The following is a 24080-nucleotide window of genomic DNA, read 5'->3' as shown; positions in this document are numbered from 1 at the left end:
ATGACGAGGCGCGAAAGGCGGTGCGACGGCGGGAGCCGGATCATCTCGCGCCGCCGCATCCTGCAACTCTCCGGCGCCGCCGCGTGGGGCAGCGGGCCGGGACGGCCGGTGAGCGCCGCCCTGGCGAGTTCCGATCCGGCGGCGGCGTCCCGGCCCTTCCCCTGGATCGGGGTCAAGTTCACGTCGCGGGGCAAGCTGCTGCCCTGTCCCGGCAACACCATCGTGTGCCCCATCGACATCGACGGTCCGGCCGCCGCCCTGATGGCGTATCGCGCGACCATCGCGGCGGAACCCTACGCGGACAAGTTCGTCTTCACGCCCCCGTCGAGCTATCACATGACGGTCTTCGAGGGCGTGGTCGATCTCGTCCGGAAGCCCGGCTTCTGGCCGGCGGACCTGCCCCTCGACGCGCCGCTCGGCCAGTGCGACCGGGTCTTCCTGGAGAAGCTGGAGACCTTCGACCTCGGCTGCGCGCCGCGCTTCCGGATGAAGGTGGCCGAGGGCGCCTCCAACCGCGACGTGCGGCCGGGCGAGGCGATCCGGCTGATCCCGGTCGATGCCGCCGAGGAGGCGAAGCTGCGGGGCCTGCGCGACCGCCTGTCCGATCTCCTGAAGCTGCGTCAGCCGGGTCACGACACCTACCGCTTCCACACCACGCAGACCTACGCGATCGCCCCCCTGACCGAGGCCGAGGCGGCCCGCTACCGGGTCGTCCGGCGCGAGGCGATCGCGGCGCTCGCCGCCGCGCTGCCGGTCCTCGAACTGGGGCCGCCGGCCTTCTGCTTCTTCGACGACATGTTCCAGTTCCGCCCGCGGCTTCGTCTCGCGCGCCGTCGGCCCTGAACGGGTTTCATACGCCATCCGGTTGATGGCTTCGCCATCTCCCATTTCGGGAATGCGGATGTCGGCTTCGCTCAGGCGCCGCGCGGGCTTGGGATCCGGGATCCGCTTCGATCAAGCGGATCCCGGATCACGAGCGCGGTCGCCGGTTCTGCCACGCAAACCTGCGGCGGATCCGGCACCTATGGCATCACCTGCGCCGAGCCGGCATCCACTTCAGCGGGACATGCGACGGGCCTTTGATTTTTCCTCATTGTCTTCGACGGACCGGCATCCACTTCGTCGGAAAATGCTCTAGGCAGAATGCCATGGGGCGATTCTGCTCGATCTCTTGTTTTCGCATCATGCGAGGCGCCGGCCTGCCGAGGCGGGTCCGCTCGGGGGCGCCGTGATCCGGCGGCCTGAGGGTGGATCGTGTCCCGGGACGAGGCGCTTCGCCCTCGGCTGCCGCTCGGCTTTCGGCCCGCGCGTCGGGAGCGCGGGCGGGATGGAGGCGGCGCAACGCCCGCCCCGGCCTGAACGCGGCGGTCGGGCGCCGTGCCTCGCCCGGCCGCGTCCGGTGCCCGAGATCACCTCCGGCTCCCCGTCGAGGCCGGCAGCCCCGCGCCCGACGAATCCTTCGGCCGAGCCTGGACAACGGCGCCGGATCGCTTCAGGTTCGATCGGTAAGACGATGTCCGGGGATCATGAACCCAGGGTGATCGAGGACCGGGTCCTCCACCCGGCGCCAATACTCGACCCCTGTACCTGGCGACCCCTGTACCTGGGAAGAAGCGCTCCCGCGTGCGAAGCCGGATCTTCGACATCAGGGCCGATCTGAATGAGCATGAACGTTTCGCAATGACCGTCATCGATCGCAGGAGAGCCGACCGGCTGGCGGGCCTCTGGAGACCGGAATTTCGATCCCATCACGTTCTCTGAGGTGAAGATGGCTCGCGTGACGATCAAGGATGTCGCACGCCGCGCCGGCGTGAGCTTTCAGACGGTGTCGCTGGTGCTGAATCACCCGGAGAAGGTGGCGCGCTCCACGCGGGAGATGGTGGGCGCGACGATGCGGGAGCTGGACTTCGTCCCCAGCCTCGCGGCCCGCTCGCTGCGCAAGAAGCCGAGCCGCAGCATCGCCTGCGTGTTCTCGGTCGGCGCCCAGCCCTACGACGACGTGACGGGCATGATGCAGGAGACCTACCAGGGCATCGTGCTGCAGACCTTCGCCCACGTCACGGACCGCCACGGCTACATGCTCGTCCATCGCCGCTGGAACGCCGGAGAGCCGGACGGCCTGAGCAGGATCACGAGCCTCGTGAGCGAGGCCCGGGTCGACGGCATGGTCGTGCTCGCCGACCGCCGCGACGACCCGCTGATCGCCTCGCTGCGGGCCAAGTCCGTCCCGTTCTTCGTGTTCGGCCTCGACGTGCCGGAGGCGAGCTTCGCGATGCGGGCGGAGCGCGACGCGGTTCGCCAGATCGTCGGCTACCTCGTCCGGACCGGCTGCAAGGCGATCTGCTTCTACAAGGGCGAGCGCGACGGCCGGCACCTGCCCGCCGTGGCCGATCGGCTCAGCGGATACCGGGAGGCCCTGGCGGCGGCGGGCCTGCGCCCGCGCGACGACCTCGTGGTCCCCTGCGATTGGAGTTCGGAGAGCGGATACCGGACGACCTTGCGCCTGCTCAGGCGTGCGCCGCGGCCCGACGCGATCGTGGCCGCCAACGACCGGGTCGCCTTCGGCGTGCTGAAGGCGCTGCACGAGCAGGGCGTCCGGGTTCCCGACGAGATCAGCGTCGTCGGCTTCGACAACCTGGTCCAGTGCGCCTACACGGTGCCGCGCCTGACCTCCATCGAGGTTCCGACGCTGGAGATGGTGGAGTTCGCGGTCACGACCCTGATCGAGATGATCGAGGGCGTGCGGGCGCCGCACGATCCGGCGCAGAAGCTGTACCCGGGGCGCCTCGTGGTGCGCGACTCCACGCGGCCCTTCGCGGAGGCGCGGCGATGACGCGGCGGGACCGCCGCGTCATCGCCGCAGCGCGTACTCGATCGCGATGCGGCCGCTGAAATGCCCTCCGGGCGGCGGGGGCGGGCTGGCGGCGCGCACCGCCTGCAGCGCGGCCGCGTCCAGGGCCGGATCGCCCGAGGATCGGCCGATCGCCGCGCTCGCGATGCGGCCCGACGGCCCGATCGCGAAGCTGACCATCACCACGCCGGATGCCTGCCTGTCGCGGGCCGCGGCCGGATAGGATTTGTGCCGGTTGATCTCCGCCTTCAGGATCGCGCCGTAGGCCGCGACCGCCTGGCCGGACCGGATATTCGCGCCCTGGTCGGCCCCCGCATGCGCCCGGTGCTGCGCCATGCTCGCCTGGCTGGGCTTGGAGTCGGGCTTGCGCGGCGGCCTCGTCTCCGCCCGCGGCCGTTCCGGCGGGCGCGGCTTGGGCGGCTTGGGCGGGGCAGGTCGCGGCGGCGCGGGCGGCTCCGGCGGGCGGACCGGGATCGCCGGGGCGGCCGGGCTCTCCCGGACCGGCGGCGGTTCGGCCTCCGCCGGCGGGGGCGGGAGCGGCGGCTCCGGCGGCGCGGGTTCGGGCTCCGGCGGCATCTCGGCCGCGCTGCGCGTCTCCTCGGCCTCGTCGGTCGTGGCGTCGCCCTGCGCCACCACGCTGATCTCGAGGGTCTCGACGGCGGAGGGCGGCGCCGGGGACGGCCGCGGCACCCACAGGAGCAGCCCATGGGCCGCGAGCGCGACGGCGAAGGCCGCTGCGCGCGCCAGCGCGCGGGGATGGTCCCCCTTCGACCGCGGCGGCGCGAGGTCCCGCGCCTCGGCGAGTCCCGCCGCGGTCATGGCTCGGATCCCGTCGCCCGCCGGGGCGCGGGGTGTCCCGCCTCGCCGGCGCTCCTGCGGTTGGCGACCACGGCGAGGTGCGTGATCCCGCTCGATGCGAGCAGGTCCATGACCTTGACCACGTCGCCGTAGGAGGCGTCCTTGTCGCCCCTCAGGTGAACGACCCGCGACAGGTCGTTCTCGATCGCCGCCGTCACCGCCGGGACGAGCCGGTCGAGCGCGATCTCGTCGGTGCCGATGAAGACCCTGCCGTCCTTGGCAACGGCGACGACCGCCGGCTCCTTCGGGTCGATGGGCTTGGCGGCCCGGGATTGCGGCAGGTTCACCTTCATCCCGGTCGTCAGCAGCGGTGCCGTCACCATGAAGACGATCAGGAGGACCAGCATCACGTCGATGAGCGGCGTGACGTTGATGTCGGCGGAGGACCCGTACGGGCCGCTCCCGCGGCTGGAGAAGGCCATCAGCGGGCTCCCCGGTCGACCGCGCGGGCCTTGACGACGAGGTCGACGGCGAGCGCCTCGATGAGATGGCCCATATGCTGCGACAGCCGGCCGAGCACGGCGCCCAGGCGGCCGTGGGCCACGGCGGCCGGGATGGCGGCGATCAGGCCGATCGCGGTGGTCGCCAGGGCCTCGGCGATGCCGGGCGCCACCACGGCGAGGCTGGTGTCCTTGGCGTCGGCGATGCTGATGAAGCTGTTCATGATGCCCCAGACCGTGCCGAGCAGCCCCACGAACGGGGCCACGGACGCGATCACGGCGAGGTGCGAGTAGCCGCCCTCCGTGGCGGTCATCGCGCGGGCGGCCGCCCGCTCCATCGCGGCGGCGGTCCGCCGCTGCACCTCGCCGGGGCTCTCCTCGGGGAGCACGAGGGCCGCCGCCTGCCTCCCCGCCTCGACCACCGGCCGCAGGAGGTCCGGAACCTCGCCGCGCTCCAGACCCCTCAGCGATCGCCGAAGCTTGGCGGTGGTGTAGAGGCTCTCGAGGATCAGGACCCAGCACCACGCCGAGGAGGCGACGAGGGTCAGGATCACGGCCCGGCCGGCCAATCCTGCCTGGAAGAACATGGCCGACGGTGAGAACGTTGCGGCGTCCATCGTGCAATCCCGGGATGGGCGGGGTCCCGGCACGCCGACGATCGGCGCCGCAGAGCCCGCCGAGCGCAATTGGAACGTTCTACTACTTCCGTCCGTGTCGGCTTCGTGACAGGCCCGGGGTGAACCTTGCGTCAGCGGGGCGTCGTGCTGGGAAAACACCGGGTCGGGAGCGATGCGGCCCCCTCGGCGGTCCCCTCGGCGGCCCCCTCGGACCTGGATGGCCGGGCGGCCGGCGCGGAGGGCTCCGCGCCGGCCCGGGCGTCCTCACCGGAGGGCCGCCGTCTCCTGCACCTCGACCGGCCCGGCCGAGACGCTGACCGCGTCGCCCTCGCGGCGGATCTCGATCACCCGCGCCGCGGCGCCGCTCTGGCGGGGCGTCGAGACCGTGAGGCTCTGGCCCTCGGCGAGCACGCCTTCGAGCCGCACGGCCGGGGCCGCCGCCCGCGGGGCGAGCGTCACCACGACGTGGTAGCCCCGCGGCTCGGGCGTGTAGTAGGCGACCCCGGCGAGGGGACCGAGGTCGATGCTCCGGGCCTGGGCGGGTCCGAGGGACCCGGCCCGCGCCGGCGCGAGCGGTTCGGCCCGCGCGGGGCCGAGAAGGGACAGGGCGGCCGCGGCCGCGACGACGAGCGTGCGAGCGTTCATGATGGCGAGACTTTCAGGCTGGCGGCGCCCAATCCGGCACCGCGTCTGGGCCCCATATGCGCTGCGCCGCAGCATGGATCAAACAGATCGCATCGATAATGACTATTGATCACATCGATCTTTCTCGGATCGACCTCAACCTCCTGGTCGCCCTCGACGCGCTGCTGGCCGAGCGCAGCGTGACGCGGGCGGCGGCGCGGGTCGGGGTGGGGCAGTCGGCGATGAGCAGCAGCCTCGGGCGGCTGCGCGCGCTGTTCGGCGACGACTTGCTGACCCGGGCCCCGGAGGGCATGCGGCCGACGCCGCGGGCGCTCTCCCTCGCCGAGCCGGTGCGGACGCTGCTGCGGCAGGTCCAGGTCCTGGTGCGGCGGGACGAGGCCTTCGACCCGCGCACCGTCGCGCGCACCTTCACGATCAGCCTGCCGGATTCCACCGAGGTGCTGCTCGGCCCGACGCTGCTCGCCTACCTGCGCGCCGAGGCGCCGGGCATCAGCCTGCTCCTGCGCTCCGTCGACCGCGCCCACATCCTGCAGGAGATCGATGCCGACCGGGTCGACCTCGCCATCGACCTGTCGTTCCGCGGCCAGCAGCACCACAAGCAGCGCCTGCTCTATCGCGATTCCTACGTCTGCCTGTTCAACGCGGCGCTGGTCGGCCTCGCGCCGCCGATCTCGCTCGACGATTACCTGCGCTTTCCCCACGTGCTGACGAGCCTGCGCGAGACCGCGCACGGGGTGGTCGACGACGCGCTCGCCAAGCTCGGCCGCAGCCGGACCCTCGCCGTCACCTCGCCGCGCTTCCTCGCCGTGCCGTTCCTGGTGCGCAGCGCCCCGGTCCTGACCACCATGCAGGCCCGGCTCGCCCACCTCTTCGCGGAGGCGCTCGGCCTGACGGTGAGCCCGGCGCCGGTCCCCCTCGACGAGGTCGCCATGTCGATGCTCTGGCACGCCTCCTACGACGACGACCCGGCCCATCGCTGGCTGCGCAACCTGCTGCGCCGCCTCGCCACCGCGCCGGCCGAGGCCTGACGGAGCGGCCCCTCCGGGACCCGGAGGGGGGCGTCAGGCCAGCGGCCACACCAGCAGGATCAGCGGCACGCCCGCGACCAGCACCAGCAGCGAGAGCGGCGCGCCCAGGCGGGCGTAATCCCCGAACCGGTAGCCGCCCGGCCCCATCACCAGCGTGTTGCACTGGTGGCCGATCGGCGTGAGGAAGTCGCAGCCCGCCCCGATCGCCACCGCCATCAGGAACGCGTCGGGGCGGTAGCCCAGCGTCGTGGCGAAGCTCGCGGCGAGGGGCGCCATCACCAGCACCGTCGCGGCGTTGTTGAGGAAGGGCGTCACCGCCATGGCGGCGAGCATGATGAGACCGACCGCGCCCCAGCCCGGCAGCAGGATTCCGAGCTGCGACAGCCAGCCCGCGAAGAGGTCGGTGGTGCCGGTGGTGCGCAGCGTGTCGCTGACCGGGATCAGGGCCCCGAGCATCACCAGGATCGGCCACTCGATCGCCTCGTAGGCCTCGCGGGCCGGCAGGGTCCGGAACAGCACCACGCCGAGGGCCGCCGCGAAGAAGGCGACCATCACCGGCACGAGGCTGAAGGCGACCGCGATCACCGTCGCGGCCAGGATCGACAGGGTGATCCAGCCCCGGCGGGCGCTGCCGAGGGGCAGGTTGCGCGCCGCCAGGGGCCACAGGCCGAGGTCGCGCAGCCGCGCCGGCAGCCCCGCCTCGCGGCCCTGGAGAACGATCACGTCGCCCGTGCGCAGCCGGATGTCGCGCAGGCGCTCGGTGAAGCGCTTGCCCGCCCGGCTGACCGCCAGCAGGTTCACGTCGAAGCGCTCGTGCAGGGCGATGCGGCCCGCCGATTGCCCGATCAGGACCGAGGTCGGGCCGATCACCGCCTCGACGGTGCCGACCTCGTCCTCCGCCCCGTCCTCCTCGCGGGTCGGCCGGTCCTGCCCGTCGAGGAGCAGGCCGGCCTCGCCGATGAAGCGGTCGAGGGCGGTGGGGTCGCCGCGCAGGATCACCCGATCCTCGGCGCGCAGCACCGCGTCCGGCAGCGGCACGGTGCGGCGGGTCTTGTCCCGCACGAGGCCCGTGACGCTGACCTCGCCGTCGGCATTCGCGGTCAGGTCGGAGAGCGTGCGGCCCGCGAAGGGCGAGTCCTGCGGCAGGCGCGCCTCCGTGGCGTAGTCGCTGATCGCCACCGCCGCGTCGAGGCCGGGCGTGCCGCGCCGGTCGCGCGGCAGCAGCCGGTAGCCGACGCACAGGAACGCCACCCCGGCCACCATCAGGCCGATCCCCACCGGCGCGAAGTCGAACATCCGGAACGGCGTCCCCGTGAGTTCGCCGCGCAGCCGCGCCACGATGATGTTGGGCGAGGTGCCGATCTGGGTGACGAGGCCCCCGAGCAGGGCCGCGAAGGACATCGGCATCAGGAAGAGCGACGGCGAGCGGTCGCCCTTCTGCGCGAGCTGGAAGGCGATCGGCAGCATGATCGCCAGCGCGCCGATGTTCTTGATGAAGGCCGAGAGCACCGCCACGGTCGCGACGAGGAGCGCCACCTGCGCCTGGGCGCTGCGCAGGCGCGGTGCGATCGGGCGCAGGGCCGCCTCGACGGCGCCCGACCGCGCCACCGCGGCGCTCACCACGAGGGCGCTCGCCACGATGATCACGATGTCGTCCGAGAAGCCGCCGAACGCCTCCCTGGCCGGGACGAGGCCGCTCGCGATCCCGCCGAGCAGCGCGAGCCCGGCCACGATGTCGTAGCGCAGGCGCCCCCAGACGAAGAGCAGCATCGTGCCGGCGATGAGCGCGCAGGCGATGATCTGCTGATGCGTCATCGCGGCGATCCCCGGCAGGATCGCGGCGATCCCGGACAGGATCGCGCGGATCCCCGGCGGGTGAGCGGACTTGTCCCGCGGCGGCGCGGGCCTCCGGGCGAGAGCGGCATGGGCCTCCTGGCGGCCGGGACGGGGCTCGGAGAACCGCTCGCGACGGCGCGCTGTTCCTGCGGCCCGCGCCGCGAACCCTGCCGCCTGCCGGGACGTTGTCCGCGCCGCGCGGAGGGATCAGACGTCGATGGAAGCATGGTGAAGCGTCAGCCGCGCGCCGCGCGCCGCGCGGAGATCGTGGCGCCGGCCCTCCCCGACGGCGCCCTCGCGGAGGCGCTCCTGAGCCTGAGCGCGGCGGCATCGCCCCTCGTGCTGGTGGCCCGGGACGCGCGGCGCCTCGACGGGATCGCCGCGATCCTGCGGGCGCTCGCCCCCGGGCTCGGCGTGGCCGTCTATCCCGCCTGGGATTGCCTGCCGGGCGACCGCACCTCGCCCTCGCGGGGCGCCATGGGCGCGCGGGCGGGGGTGCTGCGCTGGCTCTCCGAGCCGGCTCCTCCCGCCATCGTCCTGACGACCGCGCCCGCCCTGATCCAGCGCGTGCCGCCGCCCGAGACCTGGGCGCAGGCCCGCGTCCTCCTGCGGGTGGGCGAGCAGGTGGAGGCCGAGGCGCTGGAGGCGGCCCTGACGCGCCTCGGCTACATCCCCGACGAGCGGGTCGACGAGCCGGGCGAGATCGCCCTGCGCGGCCGCACCTTCGAGGTCTTCCCGGCCGCCGCCCCCGTCCCGTGCCGCGTCGAGCACGAGGACGGGCACATCACGGCGATCCGCTCCTACGATCCGGTCACCCAGCGCTCGCTCGGCGAGGCGGCCGAGCTGCTGATCGACCCGGCGACCGAGCTCATCCTCGGTCCCGATTCCCCCGAGCCGCTGCGGCCCTTCACCGGGCAGGAGCACCGCCTTCCCGCCTTCTACCCGCGCCTCGCGACGCTCCTCGACCCGGTGCCGGGCGCCCGCCTCGTGGTCGAGGCCGGGGCGGAGGCGCGGGCCGAGGCCTTCTTCGAGCAGCTGGCGGAGGCGGGCGGCGCGCGGGCGGGCGCGGGGCTCTACCTCGCGCCGGAGGAGTGGCGGGCGCTCCTCGGGCGGCGCCGGATCGCCACGGCCCTGCCGTCCGAGGACCGGGCGGTGCCGGCCTTCGCCCGCGAGCGCCGCCCCGCCGCCGCCTTCGGGCGCTTCCTCGCCGCGCGGTGCGAGGCGGGCGACCGCGTCATCCTGGCCGGGCCCGGCCGCGCGCTGGGGCGCCTCGCCCGCGAGGCCGTGGACCAGCTCGGGCACAAGCTCCTGCGGGCGCGCGACTGGGCCGCCGCGCTCCGGGCCGAGCCCGGCCGCGTGGCGGTGCTGGAGGCGCCGATCGCCGAGGGGTTCCGGGTGCCGGACCACGCCCTCACGGTGATCGCCGCGGCCGACCTGCTCGGCAAGCGGGCCGCGCCCGCCTGGGCCGCGCCCGCCCGGGCCGCGCCCGGCCGGGAGGGCGCCCCCGCCGCGCTGCCCTTCGCCGATCCCGACCTGCATCGCGGCGACGTCGTCATCCACGAGGATCACGGGCTCTGCGTCTTCGAGGGGCTGGAGCTCCTGCGCGGGCCCGAGGGCGGGGGCGGGGAGGCGGCGCGGCTGCGCTTCGCCGACGACGCGGTGCGGCTCGCCCCCCTCTCGGAGGCCGGCCGGATCTGGCGCTACGGCGCCGCCGCCGAGGCGGTGACGCTCGACCGCCTCGACGGCGGCAACCTCCCCGGCGGTACCTGGGCGACGCGCCGCGCCGGCGTGGAGGCGGCCGTCGCCGAGAGCGCGCGGCGCATGCTCGCCCTCGCCGAGGCGCGCCGGCGCGCGACGGCTCCCGCCCTCGTCCCGCCGGAGCGCCAGATGGAGCGGTTCGGCGCCGGGTTCGGCTTCCCGCCGACCCCGGACCAAGCGGCCGCGATCGACGCCGTGATGGCGGACCTCGCCGCCGGCCGCCCGATGGACCGCCTTGTCTGCGGCGATGTCGGCTTCGGCAAGACCGAGGTCGCCCTGCGCGCCGCCGCCGCGGCCCTGTTCGCCGGCAAGCAGGTGGCGGTGGCGGCACCCACGACCGTGCTGGTGCGCCAGCACGTCGAGACCTTCCGGCGCCGCTTCGCCCGCTTCGGGATCGTCCCGGCCCAGCTCTCGCGCCTCGTGCCGCCCGCCGAGGCCAAGCGGGTGAGGGCCGGCCTGGCGGATGGGAGCGTGCGCCTCGTGATCGGCACGCACGCGCTTGCCGGGCGCGGCCTCGTCTACGCCGATCTCGGCCTCGTCGTCATCGACGAGGAGCAGCGCTTCGGCGCGGCCCAGAAGGCGCGGCTGCGCCGCGCCGCGTCCGGCGCGCACGTCCTCACCCTCACGGCGACGCCGATCCCGCGCACCCTGCAATCGGCCCTGGTCGGGCTCCAGGACCTGAGCGTGATCGCGACGCCGCCGGTGGTGCGCCGGCCGATCCGCACGGTGGTCGCGCCCTTCGACCCCGAGACGGTGCGGGCCGCGCTCACCCGCGAGCACCGCCGGGGCGGCCAGAGCTTCGTGGTCTGCCCGCGCATCGCCGACCTCGCCCCGATGGAGGCGCGGCTGCGCGCCATCGTGCCGGACCTCAGCCTCGCCGTCGCCCACGGCGAGATGCCGCCGGCCGCGATGGACGAGGCGATGGTGCGGTTCGCGGAAGGGGAGGGGGACGTGCTCCTGGCCACCAACATCATCGAGAGCGGGCTCGACGTGCCGCGCGCCAACACGATGCTGGTCTGGCACCCGGAGCGCTTCGGGCTGGCGCAGCTCCACCAGCTGCGCGGGCGGGTGGGGCGCGGCCAGCGCCGGGCGGCGGCCTACCTGCTCACCGACCCGGAGGCGCCGCCCCCGCCGGCGAGCGAGGCGCGCCTGCGCGCCCTGACGGCCCTGGACCGGCTCGGCGCCGGCTTCGCGCTGAGCGCCCGCGACCTCGACCTGCGCGGGGCGGGGGACCTGTTCGGCGAGGAGCAGGCCGGGCACGTCAAGCTGATCGGGCTCGGCCTCTACCGCGACCTCCTGGAGCGGGCGATCCGCGCCGCCCGCGGCGAGCCGCCCGAGGCGGCGCCGGCCGAGATCCGCCTCGGCCTCGCGGGGGCGATCCCGGCCGCCTACCTGCCCGAGCCGGAGCTGCGCTTCGGCCTCGCGGCCCGGATCGCGCGGCTGCGCTCCCCCGAGGAGGCGGAAGCCCTGCGCGACGAGATCGAGGACCGCTTCGGCCCGCTGCCGCCGGAGACCGAGACGCTGCTGACCCTGGCCGGCCTGCGGATGGCCTGCCGCGACCTCGGCATCGCGCAGCTCGGCGCCGGCCCGCAGGGCCTCGCGGCGGATTTCCATCCGGGCCGCGCCGCGGCGGTGGCGCGGGCGATCGCCGAGGTGGAGCGCCGGGGAGACCGGCTGATCCTGCACCGGCCCTGCGCGGACCCGGTCGCCTGCGGGCGGCTGGCGCGGCGCTTCGTGCGGGCGCTGGAGGCGGCGCAGGGGTGAGCGGGCGGGGCCGGAGCCCGCGGCGGGCGATGCGGCGCTCTGGTGATCGGCCCGTCACGACACCGGCCAAAGCCGTCATCGCCTGTCCGGAATCATGGCTCGGACGCTGTCCGGACGATCATTTCCGGACAGCGGGTGACACGCCCGCGCGGCGCTTGAGCGACGCCGACATCCGCATGGCGACGCGATCCGTCGGAGTTCGGATCACTCCGCCGCCGCGAGATTCGCCTTGCCGTTGCCGATCGGGAAGGTGCAGGTGACGCGGGTGCCCTGGCCGGGCGCGGAGGCGATGTCGATGCGCCCGCCATGCAGCTCCACGAAGGAGCGCACGATCGACAGGCCGAGCCCCACCCCGCGGTGGCGCGTGCCCAGCGTGTGGCTCTCGAAGCGGTCGAAGACCCGGGCCACCACTTCGGGCGGCATGCCGCGGCCCTGGTCGATCACCGAGAAGGCGATCTCGGCGCCCGTCTTGCGGGCCTGGACCACCACCGTCTGGCCCGGCGCCGAGAAGCCGATCGCATTCGACAGCAGGTTGAACAGGATCTGGCGGATGCGCTTGCCGTCCGCCACGAAGCCCCCGATATCGGCCGGCACGTCAAGGTCGAGGGTGATCGCCGCCTCGGCGAGGCGGTCCTCGATGCCCCGCACCGCCGCCGCGATCGTCGCCTGCACGTCCACCACCTCGCGCGTCAGCTCCATCGAGCCGGCATCGATCGAGGCGAGGTCGAGGATGTCGTTGATGATGACGAGCAGGGCCGCCGAGGAGCGCATGATGTGGTCGGCGTATTCGCGCTGCCGCGTGTTGAGCGCGCCGACCGTCTCGTCCCCGAGCAGTTCCGTGAAGCCGATGATGTTGGTGAGCGGCGAGCGCAGCTCGTAGGAGACGTGGTGCACGAACTCGTCGCGCAGGCGGGCGGTGCGCTCCAGCGCCTCGTTCTTCTCGGTGAGCGCCCGCTCGACGTTGACGCTCGCCGTCACGTCGATGTGGGTGAGCAGCGTCGCGCCGTCCGGCAGCGGCTGCGCCGCGCAGTCGAGCACGGTGCCGTCCTTGAGTTCGAGCCGGCTGGCGACGGCGTGGCGGGCATCCATCAGCCCGGTCACGGCGCCGCGGATCTCGGTCCAGGGCTCCTCGGCCGCGCTGAGCGACCGGCACAGGCCGATGATCTCGTCCACGTGCGGCTGGGCCGCGAGGGTCTCCGGCCCGATCCGCCAGATCGCCATGAAGGCGCGGTTGGCGAGCTTGAGGCGCCCGTCCGAGCCGAACACCGCGACCGGCTCCTTGAGCGTGTCGAGGGTCTCGCTCTGCACGCGCATCAGGGCGTTGTAGCGGGATTCGAGGTGGACGCGCTCCGAGACGTCGTCGAACAGGTAGGTGAGGCCCCCCTGCGGGTTCGGGTCGGCGACGACGCGCAGGGTCCGCCCGTCCGGCAGGTGCCACCAATTCTCCTGCGCCTCGGCGGCCCGGTAGGCCGAGAGCACGCCGGTCTTCCAGGAGCGGAAATCCGCCTGCTCGGGCAGCTTGCGGGCGTTGCGCAGCGCGTCCAGGATCTCGCCGTCGAGGGGAGAGCCGTCGAGGAAGGCCGGGCCGAGGTCCCAGAGCTGCCGGTAGGCGGCGTTGTGGAAGATCAGGCGCTGGCGGGCGTCGAAGATCGCCACCGCGGTCGGCAGCTGGTCGAGGGTGCGGACATTCGCCTCCATCTGCCGCTGCAGGTCGGCGCGCACGCTCTCGAGCTCGGACACGTCGACGGCGATGCCGACGCTGCCGGTCTCCAGCGCCACCTCGGTGACGTCGAGGGTGCGCCGCGCGCCCGCGACCACGGCCGAGACCCGCAGGGCACCCGCCTCGCGGCTGGTCCGGCGCCGCTCCGCCTCGTCGCGGGCGGCCCGGTCGAGGAGTTCCACCCCCTCCGCGACCACGCGCTCGCGGTCGGTCGCCTCCACGGCCGCCACGTAGGCGGCGTTGGCCCAGAGCAGCCGCCCGTCGCGGCCCCGGCGCCAGACCGGCTGCGGGATGGCGTCGAGGAGGGCGGCGAGCACGGAGAGGCTGCCGCGCGCCTCCTGCAGCGTCGCGCGCAGCTCGACCAGTTCCTGGCGCTCGCCGGTGATCTCGCGAAGGCGCAGCAGCGCCCGCCCGCCCACGGCTTGGCCCTGCGCCTCGACCGTGCGCCCGCCGAGGGTGCGCGCGGTCAGGCGGAAGCGCTCGCCCCGGCTGCGCAGGGTATCGACCGCCGCGTCGAGGGCGGCGGCGTCGGCGGCCGTGAGCCAGGTGCCGAAGGCCAGCACCCGCCGCGGCGAGGCCGTGCGGGTCCCGTCCATGGCGAGGCTCGCGTCGCCCTCGATCAGGGGCTCGTCCCGCCCGCTCCAGACCACCACGATCTGCCGCTCGGAGCCGAGGAGCAGGGCCGCCCGGTCATGGGCCCCGCGCAGGTCCGCGACCTCGGCCGAGAGGTCCCGCTCCCGCCGTGCCCAGCGCGCCCGCTCGCGGATGTGCAGCAGCGACAGGATGGTGGAGAACACGATGAGGCCGACGAGCAGCGCGAGCGCCATCGCGCTGTGGGCGAGCGAGCTCGGCACGGGGACGAGGGCCGGCGCCCCCATGGCCGCCTCCGGCAGACCCGTGAGCACGGCCGAAACCGCCCAAGCGCCCGCGATCGCGCCGGCCGATGGCCGACGGCGCAGCGTCCGTCCTACCCCCATCACTCGTCCCGTTCCCGCTGGGCCGCGCCACGCCCTCCGGCGTCCCGCCGTCGCCGGCGGACGCGGCGACTCCGGGCCACACTTCAGAATCACCGGGACTGTAGCGTGCACCCGAATCCGGCCGGAAGCGAAAACACCGGCTCGGCCGATGCGCACCGCGTCTCAGCGTGGCTGGGCACAGAAATGCCACACCTGCGGCGGAACGGAGATGGAACGGGCGCGGCGATTATGCGGTATTGCATGCAATCTCGGAAAGCATCCGCCCGCAGGGCCGTAGCGCGGTCCGGCCGCGACGCGGGCCCGGCTCCTCGGCCCGGCCCGCGCATCCGTCGGGTCCCGGCCCCGCGGGGCCGGAACGCGTCGCTCAGTAGCGGTAGTGGTCGGGCTTGAACGGCCCGCTCGCCTGGACGCCGATATAGGCGGCCTGATCGGGACGCAGCGTCGTCAGCTTCACGCCGATCTTCTCCAGGTGCAGGGCCGCGACCTTCTCGTCGAGCGTCTTGGGCAGGGTGTAGACTTGGTTCTCGTACTTGCCCTGATTGGTCCAGAGTTCGATCTGGGCCAAGGTCTGGTTGGTGAAGGAGGCCGACATCACGAAGGAGGGGTGCCCCATCGCGTTGCCGAGATTCACCAGCCGGCCCTCGGAGAGCAGGATGATGCGGTGCCCGTCGGGGAACTCGATCTCGTCGACCTGCGGCTTGATGTTCGACCACTTCAGGTTCTTGAGGCCCGCGACCTGGATCTCGTTGTCGAAGTGGCCGATGTTGCAGACGATGGCCCGGTCCTTCATCGACCGCATGTGGTCGATGGTGATCACGTCCTTGTTGCCGGTGGCGGTCACGAAGATGTCGGCCCGCGGGGCGGCATCTTCCATGGTGGTGACCTCGTAGCCCTCCATCGCGGCCTGGAGCGCGCAGATCGGGTCGACCTCCGAGACCATGACGCGGCAGCCGGCGTTGCGCAGCGAGGCGGCCGAGCCCTTGCCCACGTCGCCGAAGCCCGCCACCATCGCGACCTTGCCGGCCATCATCACGTCAGTGCCGCGGCGGATGCCGTCGACGAGCGACTCGCGGCAGCCGTAGAGGTTGTCGAACTTCGACTTCGTCACCGAGTCGTTCACGTTGATCGCCGGGAAGAGCAGCTTGCCCTCCTTGGCGAGGATGTAGAGGCGGTGCACGCCCGTGGTCGTCTCCTCGGAGACGCCCTTGATCGACTCGGCGAGGCCGGCGAACCAGCCCTTCGGCTTCTCCTTGAGCATGCGCTTGATCAGCGCGAAGAAGATCTCCTCCTCCTCGGAGCCGGGCGCGTCGAGGAAGGCGGTGTCGCCGCGCTCGGCGCGCAGGCCGGCATGAACGAACATCGTGGCGTCGCCGCCGTCGTCCAGGATCATGTTCGGCATGCCGCCGTCGTGCCAGTCGAACAGCCTGGCGGTGTAGTCCCAGTACTCGGTCAGCGTCTCGCCCTTGACGGCGAAGACCGGGATGCCGGCGGCCGCGATGGCGGCGGCCGCGTGATCCTGGGTCGAGTAGATGTTGCAGGACACCCAGCGGATGTCGGCGCCGAGGGCCTTCAGGGTCTCGATCAGCACCGCGGTCTGGATCGTCATGTGCAGGGAGCCGGCGATCTTGGCGCCCTTGAGCGGCTGGCTCGCCGCGTATTCCGCGCGCACCGCCATCAGGCCGGGCATCTCGGTCTCGGCGATCGCGATCTCCTTGCGGCCGAAATCGGCCAGCCCGATGTCCCTGACAATGTAATCCTGGTTGCTCGGCATCCTGGTGCTCCCTGACGGCGTCCCGCGCCGGCCTATAGCAGGGGGCCGGCCAGGAAGCAATCAAGACATAAAGATGTCTTTATGCGTGTCGCGGGCGGGCCGCTCGCCCCGGTTGCGGGCGGCGCCTTGATTTGGCTCAAGGCGGCCGGCGGGCCGAAGGGCGATCCGGGGCGGGTTGGTGAAGGGAGAACGCCGATGTCCGCGCACGCCACCCGAGACCTTGCCGGTCCCTGCGACTGGATGCTCGCCCCGCTCTCCGCCTGGGCCGGGCTGTTCACCGCCGCGCAGGAGATCCGCGCCGTCGACGACGAGTGCCTGCGCGTGATGCTGGAGGAGCGCCTCGCCCCGCCCGCGGCGGCGGACGGCACCGGGCCGGCGCTCGGCCTCGTGCCCCTGATGCACGCCCTCGGCCTCGACCCCGAGGCGGTCGGGCGGACCGCCCCCGCCACCATGGCCACGCTGGAGCGGGCCTGCGCGGGATGCGGGCAGGGCAGCCGCTGCGAGCGCGACCTCGCGGCGGGCCTCGCCGCCGTCGCCCACCCGGATTACTGCCCGAACGCGGCGCGCCTGGCGGCCCTGGTCGAGGCGGCGCGGGCGGCCTAGAGCAGCACCCGATCACGTTGCAACCGGGTGCCGCTCTCGATCTTTGATCTTGCCGCATGTTCTGCGACGAACCGGCATCCCCTTCGTCGGAAAATGCTCTAGCCGCCGAGCCCCGGCCAAGCGGAACTGCATGGGGCAATTCTGCTTGGTCTCTTGGTTTCGCATACGCGGTCCGTCGGATCGCCGCCGAACCGGTGACCCCTTCGGCACCGGCCGGTCCCGGCCGGCGGAAGGATGCTCGGCCCCGGACCGGCCTGGGGGCGGGGCGGCGCCCCGCCGCAGGCCGGCCGCTGGCATGTTGCATACAATTTGCAGAGGTCGGCCGCGCAACCGCCGCGGCCGGGAAGGCCGCGCGTCACACGGGGTCTTCGATGAGTGAGTTGTCCCTCTCCCGCCGGCGCTTCGTCGCGGGCGCCGCGGCCCTGGCGGCCCTGGGTCCGACCGGGTCCGCGCTCGCCCAGGGAGCAGCCTCCGGGAGCCTGACCTACGGCATCTCGATGTTCGACCTGCCCCTCACCACCGGCCAGCCGGACCGGGGTGCGGGCGGCTACCAATTCACCGGGCTCACCCTCTACGACCCGCTGGTCGCCTGGGAACTCGACGTGGCCGACCGGCCCGGCAAGCTGATCCCGGGCCTCGCCACCGCCTGGGAGAGCGATCCGGCCGACCGCCGGAACTGGATCTTCCGCCTGCGCGAGGGCGTGACCTTCCACGACGGCTCCGCCTTCGACGCGGACGCGGTGATCTGGAACTTCGAGAAGGTGCTCAACGACAAGGCCGCGCACTACGACCAGCGGCAGGCCTCGCAGGTGCGCCCGCGCCTGCCCTCGGTGGCCTCCTACCGGAAGCTCGACGCCATGACCGTGCAGGTCACCACCAAGGCGGTCGACGCGCTGTTCCCCTACCAGATGCTGTGGTTCCTGATCTCCTCGCCCGCCCAGTACGAGGCGGTGGGGCGCGACTGGACCAAGTTCGCCTTCCAGCCCTCCGGCACCGGGCCCTACCGCATGGGCCAGCTCGTGCCGCGGGTGCGGCTCGACCTCGTGCCCAACGAGACCTACTGGAACAGGAAGCGGATGCCGAAGCTCGCGCGGCTGACGCTGACCTGCATCCCCGACGCGCTCGCCCGCGCGAACGCGCTGCTCAGCGGCACCGTCGACCTGATCGAGACGCCCGCCCCCGACGCGGTGCCGCGGCTCAAGGCGGCGGGCATGCGGGTCGTCGGCAACGACACGCCGCACGTCTGGAACTACCACCTGTCGATACTGGAGGGCAGCCCCTGGCGGGACCTGCGCCTGCGCCGGGCGGCGAACCTCGCCATCGACCGCGAGGGCGTGGTGGCGCTGATGGGCGGGCTCGCCACCCCGGCGGTCGGGCAGGTGCAGCCGTCGAGCCCCTGGTTCGGCAAGCCGAGCTTCGCGATCCGCACCGACGTCGAGGCCGCCCGCAAGCTCGTCGAGGAGGCCGGCTACTCGGTCCGGAACCCGCTGCGCACCAAGTTCATCATCCCGACCGGCGGCTCGGGCCAGATGCTGTCGCTGCCGATCAACGAGTTCGTGCAGCAGAGCTGGGCCGAAATCGGCATCGCGGTGGAGTTCCAGCCGGTGGAGCTGGAGGTCGCCTACACGGCCTGGCGCCAGGGCGCGGCCGATCCCTCGCTGAAGGGCGTCACCGGCGGCAACATCGCCTACGTGACCTCGGACCCGCTCTACGCGATCCTGCGCTTCTACTCCTCCAGGCAGATCGCCCCGACCGGCGTGAACTGGAGCCACTACCGCAACCCCGAGGTCGATGCCCTCTGCGACAAGGTCCAGGCGAGCTTCGACCCGGCCGAGCAGGACCGGCTCCTCGCGCGCATCCACGAGATCGTGGTGGACGACGCCGTGCAGGTCTGGGTGGTGCACGACACCAACCCGCACGCCCTCTCGGCCAAGGTGAAGGGCTATACCCAGGCGCAGCACTGGTTCCAGGACCTCACCACGCTGGCCTGAGCCCCGCGCCGCCGTGCCGCGGCCCGGCCGCCCCGAGGGATCCTTGACGGAAGGGTCGAGTTAGAGACCAGGAAGCCGTGCCAGAGCGCGGCTGCGGCGCCTCAGGGACCGGGACGGATGAGCACCGAGCGCGGGAGCCCCCGCTACGTCGACCTCGACGCCTGGGACGGCCTCGACGTGCTCGGCGCCCTCTGGGAGGGGCAGCTCGCCGCGGTGGCGGCGGTGGGGCCGGCGCTGCCGGCCATCGCCGCCGCGGCCGAGGCCGCCGCCCCGGCCCTGCGCGAGGACGGCCGCCTGATCTACGTCGGCGCCGGCACCTCCGGGCGGATCGGCGTGCAGGACGGGGCGGAGCTGCCGCCGACCTTCGACTGGCCGGAAGCGCGCCTGGGCTTCGCGATCGCGGGCGGCCACGGCGCCCTCACCCAGGCGGTCGAGGACGCGGAGGATTCGAGCGCCGAGGCCGCCGCCTGGATCGCCGGCGCGGGGGTCGGGCCGCGGGACGTGGTGGTCGGCCTCTCGGCGAGCGGCACCACGCCCTTCACGGTCTCGGCCCTGCGCGGCGCCCGCGGGCGCGGCGCCGTCACCATCGGCATCGCCAACAATCCCGGCACGCCGGTCCTGGAGAGCTGCGACCACCCCGTCCTGGTCGCGACCGGCGAGGAGGCGCTCGCCGGCTCGACCCGGCTCAAGGCCGGCACCGCCCAGAAGGTCGTGCTCAACCTGCTCTCGACGCTGATCATGATCCGGCTCGGCCGCGTCTATCGCGGCCGGATGGTGGCGATGCGGGCCACCAACCGGAAGCTGCGGGCGCGGGGCGTCGCCATGGTGGCCGAACTCGCCGGCTGCGGCGCCGAGGCGGCGGCCCGGGCCCTGGCGGAGGCGGAGGGCGACATCAAGCGCGCCGTGCTGATCGGCTGCGGCGCCGATCCGGAGGGCGCCGCCCGCCTCCTCGCCCGCCACGGCGGCTCCCTGCGCCACGCCCTCGCGGCGGCGGGCGGCCGTGAGCCCCGGCCGTGAGCCCCCCCGCCACCCTGATGGCGCGGGAGATCGCCGAGATCCCGGCGGTGGCGGCCCCCCTCTGCGCGGGGGATTCGGAGGCGGCGCGGATCGGCCGCGGCCTGGCGCGGCGCCGCTTCCCCTTCGCGGTGATCTGCGGGCGGGGCAGTTCGAGCCATGCGGGGATCCACCTGCGCTACCTGATCGAGACCCGGCTCGGCCTCGCCGTCTCGGCGGCGGCGCCCTCCGTGGTCACCGGCTACGGCCGCCCGCCGCAGGTCGAGGGCGCGCTCTTCGTGGTGATCTCGCAATCCGGCCGCTCGCCCGACCTCGTGGCGGCGACGCGGGCCGCCCGCGAGGGCGGGGCGCTCACCCTCGCCATCGTCAACGATCCGGGCTCCCCGGCCGCCGAGGCCGCCGACCTCGTCCTGCCGATCGGGGCGGGGCCCGAGCGCGCCGTCGCGGCGACGAAGACCGTGGTGACCTCCCTCGTCGCCGGGGCGGCCCTGGTCGCGTCCTGGGCCGAGGACGGGGCCCTGGCGGCGGGCCTCGCGGCCCTGCCGGCGCGGCTCGACCGGGCGCTCGGCCTCGACTGGTCGGCCTGGAGCACCGACCTCGCCGCCGCCACCGCCGCCTTCGTCACCGGGCGCGGCCACGGGCTCGGGCCGGTGCGCGAGATCGCCCTCAAGCTCGCCGAGACCCTGCGCCTGCCGGCCCTCGGCTACAGCGCGGCGGAGCTGCGGCACGGGCCGCGGGCGGCGCTCTCGCCCCGCACGCCCGTCCTCGCCCTGCGGCAGGCCGACCGGCTGAGCGCGGGCATCGACGGCCTCGTGCGGGACCTGCGCGGGGCGGGCGTGCCGGTCCAGGCCTGCGGCGGGCCCCTCGGCAGCCTGCCCTGGCCCGGCGACGGCCACCCGGCCTGCGACCCGATCCTGATGCTCGTCCCGGCCTACCGGGCCATCGAGGCGGAGGCGCGCCGGCGCGGCTTCGACCCGGATTCGCCCCCCGGCCTCGCCAAGGTGACGGAGACTCTGTGAGCAGCCCCGGCCTCGCGCTCGCCGCCCCCCGCGTCTTCGACGGCGAGGCCGAACTCGGCCCGCGCACGCTCGTCATCCGGGACGGGCGGATCGAGGACCTCGCGGCGGAGCCGCCGCCCGGCCTGCCCTGCACGATTCTGCCGCCGGGCACGATCCTGGCGCCGGGCTTCGTCGACCTCCAGGTCAATGGCGGCGGCGGCGCGCTCCTCAACGACGCGCCGACGCCCGGCACGCTCGCCCGGATCGCGGCGGCGCACCGGCGCGGCGGCACGACCTCGCTGCTGCCGACGCTGATCAGCGACCACCGCCCGGTGATCCGCGCGGCGGTGGCGGCGGTGGCGGAGGCGATCGCCGCGGGGATGCCCGGCATCCTCGGGATCCACCTCGAAGGCCCCTTCCTGAGCCCCCGCCGGCCCGGCATCCACGATCCGGCCCGGCTCGCCGCCTTCGCGCCCGGCGACGTCGACTTGCTGACCGGCCTGGGCGCGCGCGGCGTCACCCTGGTGACCCTCGCGCCCGAGGTCGCCCCGCCCGGCACCGTGGCGGCGCTCGTCGCCCGCGGCGCGCGCGTCAGCGCCGGCCACACGGCGGATGACGGGACGGCCTTCCGCCGCGCCCTCGCCGAGGGGCTGACCGGCGCCACGCATCTCTTCAACGCCATGTCGCAGCTCACCGCACGCGAGGAGGGGGCGGTCGGCGTGGCGCTCGTCGACGACCGGGTCTTCGCCGGGATCATCGCGGACGGCCACCACGTGGGCGACACCGCCCTCGTCCTCGCCCTCCGCCTCAAGGGGCCGGGCCGGCTGATGCTCGTCACCGACGCGATGCCGCCGGTCGGCGATCCCCGCCCGGAAGCGGGCTTCACCCTGTTCGGCCGCGCGATCGCGTGCCGGGGCGACCGCCTGACCGGGCCGGACGGCACGCTCGCGGGCTCGGCCCTGACGATGGCGGGCGCGGTCCGCCACATGGTGCGCCGGGGCGGCGCCTCGCTCGCCGAGGCGCTCACGATGGCCTCGCTCACGCCCGCGCGCTGGATCGGCCGCGACGACCGCATCGGCCGCATCGCCCCGGGCCTCGCGGCGGACCTGGTGGTGCTCGATCGCGATCTGGTCGTCTGGGGGACCTGCGTGAGGGGAGAGTTCGCGCGGGCGGCGGCGTAATACCACCGGTCATTTCCAATGACCGGTGGTGCTGCTCTCGAATTCTCGCCGAGCCGTTGGCGTGAAGTTGAAAATTCGAGATGAATCAACGGCTCGATGCGTCAGCATTCCGAGCGGTTGGTATCAGATATCCTGGTCCTGCGCTGGCGTCGGCGGAGGAAGATGCGGGACCCGGCACAAGATGCCGCGAAGCGAAGCCGCGCGGCAGCGGCGCTGAAATCCGGACCGGCTTGCGGGAAAGCTCCTGCTCGATCCTCAATCTCTTTTCGCCGCCGCATCGCTCCGGTCGCAAGGAGGAATCGGATCGACGGTCCAGTCAATTCCCATGGGGAAACAGGATCTCCCGCGTCTCGGCAGCACCGATCCCCGTCCCACCCCGGAAACGCGCCATGTCGCGGACGCGTGGTTCAATTAAGGTTCCTCGTTTATGACACGCACAGGCCGCGGGGCCGCGGAGGAGACCGGAGTGGACCGGGAGGCGATGGACGCGCGCACACCCTGGGAGATCGTGCTGCCCGACGAGAGCGCGACCGAGGATCTCGGGCGCTTCCTCGCGGAGCTGCTGCAGCCGGGAGACCTCGTGGCGCTCTCCGGAGGGCTCGGCGGGGGCAAGACCACCCTCGCGCGGGCGCTGATCCGCGAGCTGACCGGCGAGCCCGACCTCGACGTGCCGAGCCCGACCTTCACGCTGATCCAGCCCTACGAGGGCAGGGGCGGCGTCGCCGTCGTGCATGCGGACCTCTACCGCCTGCGCGGGCCCGACGAGCTCGTGGAGCTCGGCTTCGACGAACTGACCGAGCGCGCCATCACCCTGGTCGAGTGGCCCGACCGCCTGCCGCCGCGCAGCGGGCCGACCCTCGCCCTGGACCTCGCGCTCAAGCCCGAATTCGGCGACACCGCCCGGCTCGCCCGGCTCATCGGCGGCGGCGGCATGGCCGAGCGGCTGCAGCGGGCGCGGGCCCTGCGCGCGCTCCTCGACCGCAGCGGCTGGGGCGAGGCGACCCGCACCCCCATGCAGGGCGACGCGTCGAGCCGCGCCTACGAGCGCCTGACCCAGCCCGACGGCACCACCGCGATCCTGATGATCTCGCCCCCGCGCGCGGACGGCCCGCCCGTGCGCGACGGCAAGCCCTACAGCGCCATCGTCCACCTCGCCGAGAGCGTCCACGCCTTCGTGGCCGTGGACCGCGGCCTGCGCGCGCTCGGCCTCAGCGCCCCGAAGATCCTCGGGCAGGATCTCGAGGCCGGGCTCCTGATCCTGGAGGATCTCGGCACCGAGCCGGTGGCGGATGCGAGCGGGCCGCGGCCCGAGCGCTACGCGGAGGCCGTCAAGGTGCTGGCGCGGCTGCACGGCACGGCCCTGCCGGCGGTGCTCCCGGTCGCGGAGGGGAGCGACCACACGCTGCCGCCCTACGACCTCGACGCCCTGCTGTTCGAGACCGAACTCCTCATCGACTGGTACGCCCCCCACCACGCCCGCACCCCGCTCTCGGGGGCGCAGCGCGCCGCCTTCACGGCCGCCTGGACCGAGGCGCTGACCGGCCTGCCCCCGGAGCGCCCGACCTGGGTCCTGCGCGACTATCATTCCCCCAACCTGATCTGGCTGCCGGGCCGGGACGGGCTGGAGCGGATCGGCCTGATCGACTTCCAGGACGCGGTTCTGGGCCACCCGGCCTACGACGTCGCCTCGCTGCTGCAGGATGCCCGGGTCGACGCCTCGGCGGAGTTCGAGTTGCGGCTCCTCGGCCTCTACGCCCGCGAGCGCAAGCTGCGCGAACCGGACTTCGACGTGCAGGGCTTCGCCCACGCCTACGCGGTGCTGGGCGCCCAGCGGGCGACCAAGATCCTCGGCATCTTCACCCGCCTCGACCGGCGGGACGGCAAGCCCGGCTACCTCGCCCACGTGCCGCGCATCGAGGGCTACCTCAACCGCAACCTCGCCCACCCGGCGCTCGCGGGCGTGCGGGCCTGGTACGAGGCCTGCCTGCCCGGCCTCGTCCCCGCCGCCTGATCCCCGCCCGATCCTCC

17 protein-coding genes are annotated in these 24080 nt (G+C 73.9%); 10 read left to right on the top strand and 7 right to left on the bottom strand.

Annotated features, from left to right (window positions below):
- Positions 1-843, top strand: a complete 843-nt coding sequence (locus M446_RS02490) for a DUF1868 domain-containing protein (protein WP_012330489.1) — start codon at positions 1-3, stop codon at positions 841-843.
- A gap of 925 nt (positions 844-1768) precedes the next feature.
- The gene (locus M446_RS02485; RefSeq protein ID WP_043700746.1) at positions 1769-2833 is read left to right on the top strand and encodes a LacI family DNA-binding transcriptional regulator; all 1065 of its coding nucleotides are present in this window, start codon (positions 1769-1771) and stop codon (positions 2831-2833) included.
- 18 nt (positions 2834-2851) lie between these two features.
- On the opposite strand, the gene M446_RS02480 is transcribed toward M446_RS02485, so the two are convergent.
- The 4 genes from M446_RS02480 to M446_RS02465 all read right to left on the bottom strand — a co-directional run bounded on the left by M446_RS02480 (position 2852) and on the right by M446_RS02465 (position 5411).
- On the bottom strand, positions 2852-3670 hold the full coding sequence (locus M446_RS02480) for a TonB family protein (RefSeq protein ID WP_012330487.1): 819 nt from the start codon (positions 3668-3670) through the stop codon (positions 2852-2854).
- Positions 3667-4131 carry an ExbD/TolR family protein gene (locus tag M446_RS02475; RefSeq protein WP_012330486.1) on the bottom strand — a complete coding sequence of 155 codons (465 nt, stop codon included), beginning with the start codon at positions 4129-4131 and terminating at the stop codon, positions 3667-3669. The genes M446_RS02480 and M446_RS02475 overlap by 4 nt, the downstream gene beginning before the upstream one ends.
- Positions 4131-4766 carry a MotA/TolQ/ExbB proton channel family protein gene (locus tag M446_RS02470; protein ID WP_012330485.1) on the bottom strand — a complete coding sequence of 212 codons (636 nt, stop codon included), beginning with the start codon at positions 4764-4766 and terminating at the stop codon, positions 4131-4133. Before M446_RS02470 ends, M446_RS02475 begins: the two co-directional genes overlap by 1 nt.
- A gap of 264 nt (positions 4767-5030) precedes the next feature.
- Complete coding sequence (locus M446_RS02465; protein ID WP_012330484.1) at positions 5031-5411, bottom strand: hypothetical protein; 381 nt, start codon at positions 5409-5411, stop codon at positions 5031-5033.
- 98 nt (positions 5412-5509) lie between these two features.
- Between M446_RS02465 and M446_RS02460 the strand changes: the two genes are divergently transcribed.
- Positions 5510-6439 carry a LysR family transcriptional regulator gene (locus M446_RS02460; RefSeq protein WP_012330483.1) on the top strand — a complete coding sequence of 310 codons (930 nt, stop codon included), beginning with the start codon at positions 5510-5512 and terminating at the stop codon, positions 6437-6439.
- A 33-nt stretch (positions 6440-6472) separates the two neighbouring features.
- On the opposite strand, the gene M446_RS02455 is transcribed toward M446_RS02460, so the two are convergent.
- Positions 6473-8254, bottom strand: a complete 1782-nt coding sequence (locus M446_RS02455) for an SLC13 family permease (protein WP_012330482.1) — start codon at positions 8252-8254, stop codon at positions 6473-6475.
- 246 nt (positions 8255-8500) lie between these two features.
- On the opposite strand from M446_RS02455, the gene M446_RS02450 reads away from it, so the two are divergent.
- On the top strand, positions 8501-11797 hold the full coding sequence (locus tag M446_RS02450) for a DEAD/DEAH box helicase (protein ID WP_012330481.1): 3297 nt from the start codon (positions 8501-8503) through the stop codon (positions 11795-11797).
- A gap of 204 nt (positions 11798-12001) precedes the next feature.
- On the opposite strand, the gene M446_RS02445 is transcribed toward M446_RS02450, so the two are convergent.
- Together M446_RS02445 and ahcY are read right to left on the bottom strand one after the other, a co-directional pair.
- On the bottom strand, positions 12002-14494 hold the full coding sequence (locus M446_RS02445) for a sensor histidine kinase (RefSeq protein WP_012330480.1): 2493 nt from the start codon (positions 14492-14494) through the stop codon (positions 12002-12004).
- Positions 14495-14858: 364 nt separating this feature from the next.
- Entirely contained in the window at positions 14859-16265 is a 1407-nt protein-coding gene (gene ahcY / locus M446_RS02440) for an adenosylhomocysteinase (RefSeq protein WP_012330479.1), read from the bottom strand.
- 195 nt (positions 16266-16460) lie between these two features.
- On the opposite strand from ahcY, the gene M446_RS02435 reads away from it, so the two are divergent.
- From M446_RS02435 to tsaE, 6 genes are all read left to right on the top strand, one after another.
- The gene (locus M446_RS02435; RefSeq protein WP_012330478.1) at positions 16461-16868 is read left to right on the top strand and encodes a DUF6455 family protein; all 408 of its coding nucleotides are present in this window, start codon (positions 16461-16463) and stop codon (positions 16866-16868) included.
- A gap of 371 nt (positions 16869-17239) precedes the next feature.
- Complete coding sequence (locus M446_RS02430; RefSeq protein WP_012330477.1) at positions 17240-18859, top strand: ABC transporter substrate-binding protein; 1620 nt, start codon at positions 17240-17242, stop codon at positions 18857-18859.
- 117 nt (positions 18860-18976) lie between these two features.
- Positions 18977-19876: an N-acetylmuramic acid 6-phosphate etherase gene (locus tag M446_RS02425; RefSeq protein ID WP_012330476.1), complete on the top strand. Its 900-nt coding sequence runs from the start codon at positions 18977-18979 to the stop codon at positions 19874-19876.
- 17 nt (positions 19877-19893) lie between these two features.
- Positions 19894-20892, top strand: a complete 999-nt coding sequence (locus M446_RS02420; protein WP_043701999.1) for an SIS domain-containing protein — start codon at positions 19894-19896, stop codon at positions 20890-20892.
- Positions 20889-22052, top strand: coding sequence for an N-acetylglucosamine-6-phosphate deacetylase (gene nagA / locus M446_RS02415; RefSeq protein ID WP_012330474.1), 1164 nt, complete (start codon positions 20889-20891; stop codon positions 22050-22052). The genes M446_RS02420 and nagA overlap by 4 nt, the downstream gene beginning before the upstream one ends.
- 481 nt (positions 22053-22533) lie before the next feature.
- Positions 22534-24063: a tRNA (adenosine(37)-N6)-threonylcarbamoyltransferase complex ATPase subunit type 1 TsaE gene (tsaE, locus tag M446_RS02410; protein ID WP_236728927.1), complete on the top strand. Its 1530-nt coding sequence runs from the start codon at positions 22534-22536 to the stop codon at positions 24061-24063.
- The last annotated feature ends 17 nt before the right edge of the window (positions 24064-24080 follow it).

It is taken from the genome of Methylobacterium sp. 4-46, assembly GCF_000019365.1.
Lineage (GTDB): Bacteria > Pseudomonadota > Alphaproteobacteria > Rhizobiales > Beijerinckiaceae > Methylobacterium.
Note: the sequence above shows the minus strand (reverse complement) of the source record. Positions and strands in the feature narration are given on the sequence as shown.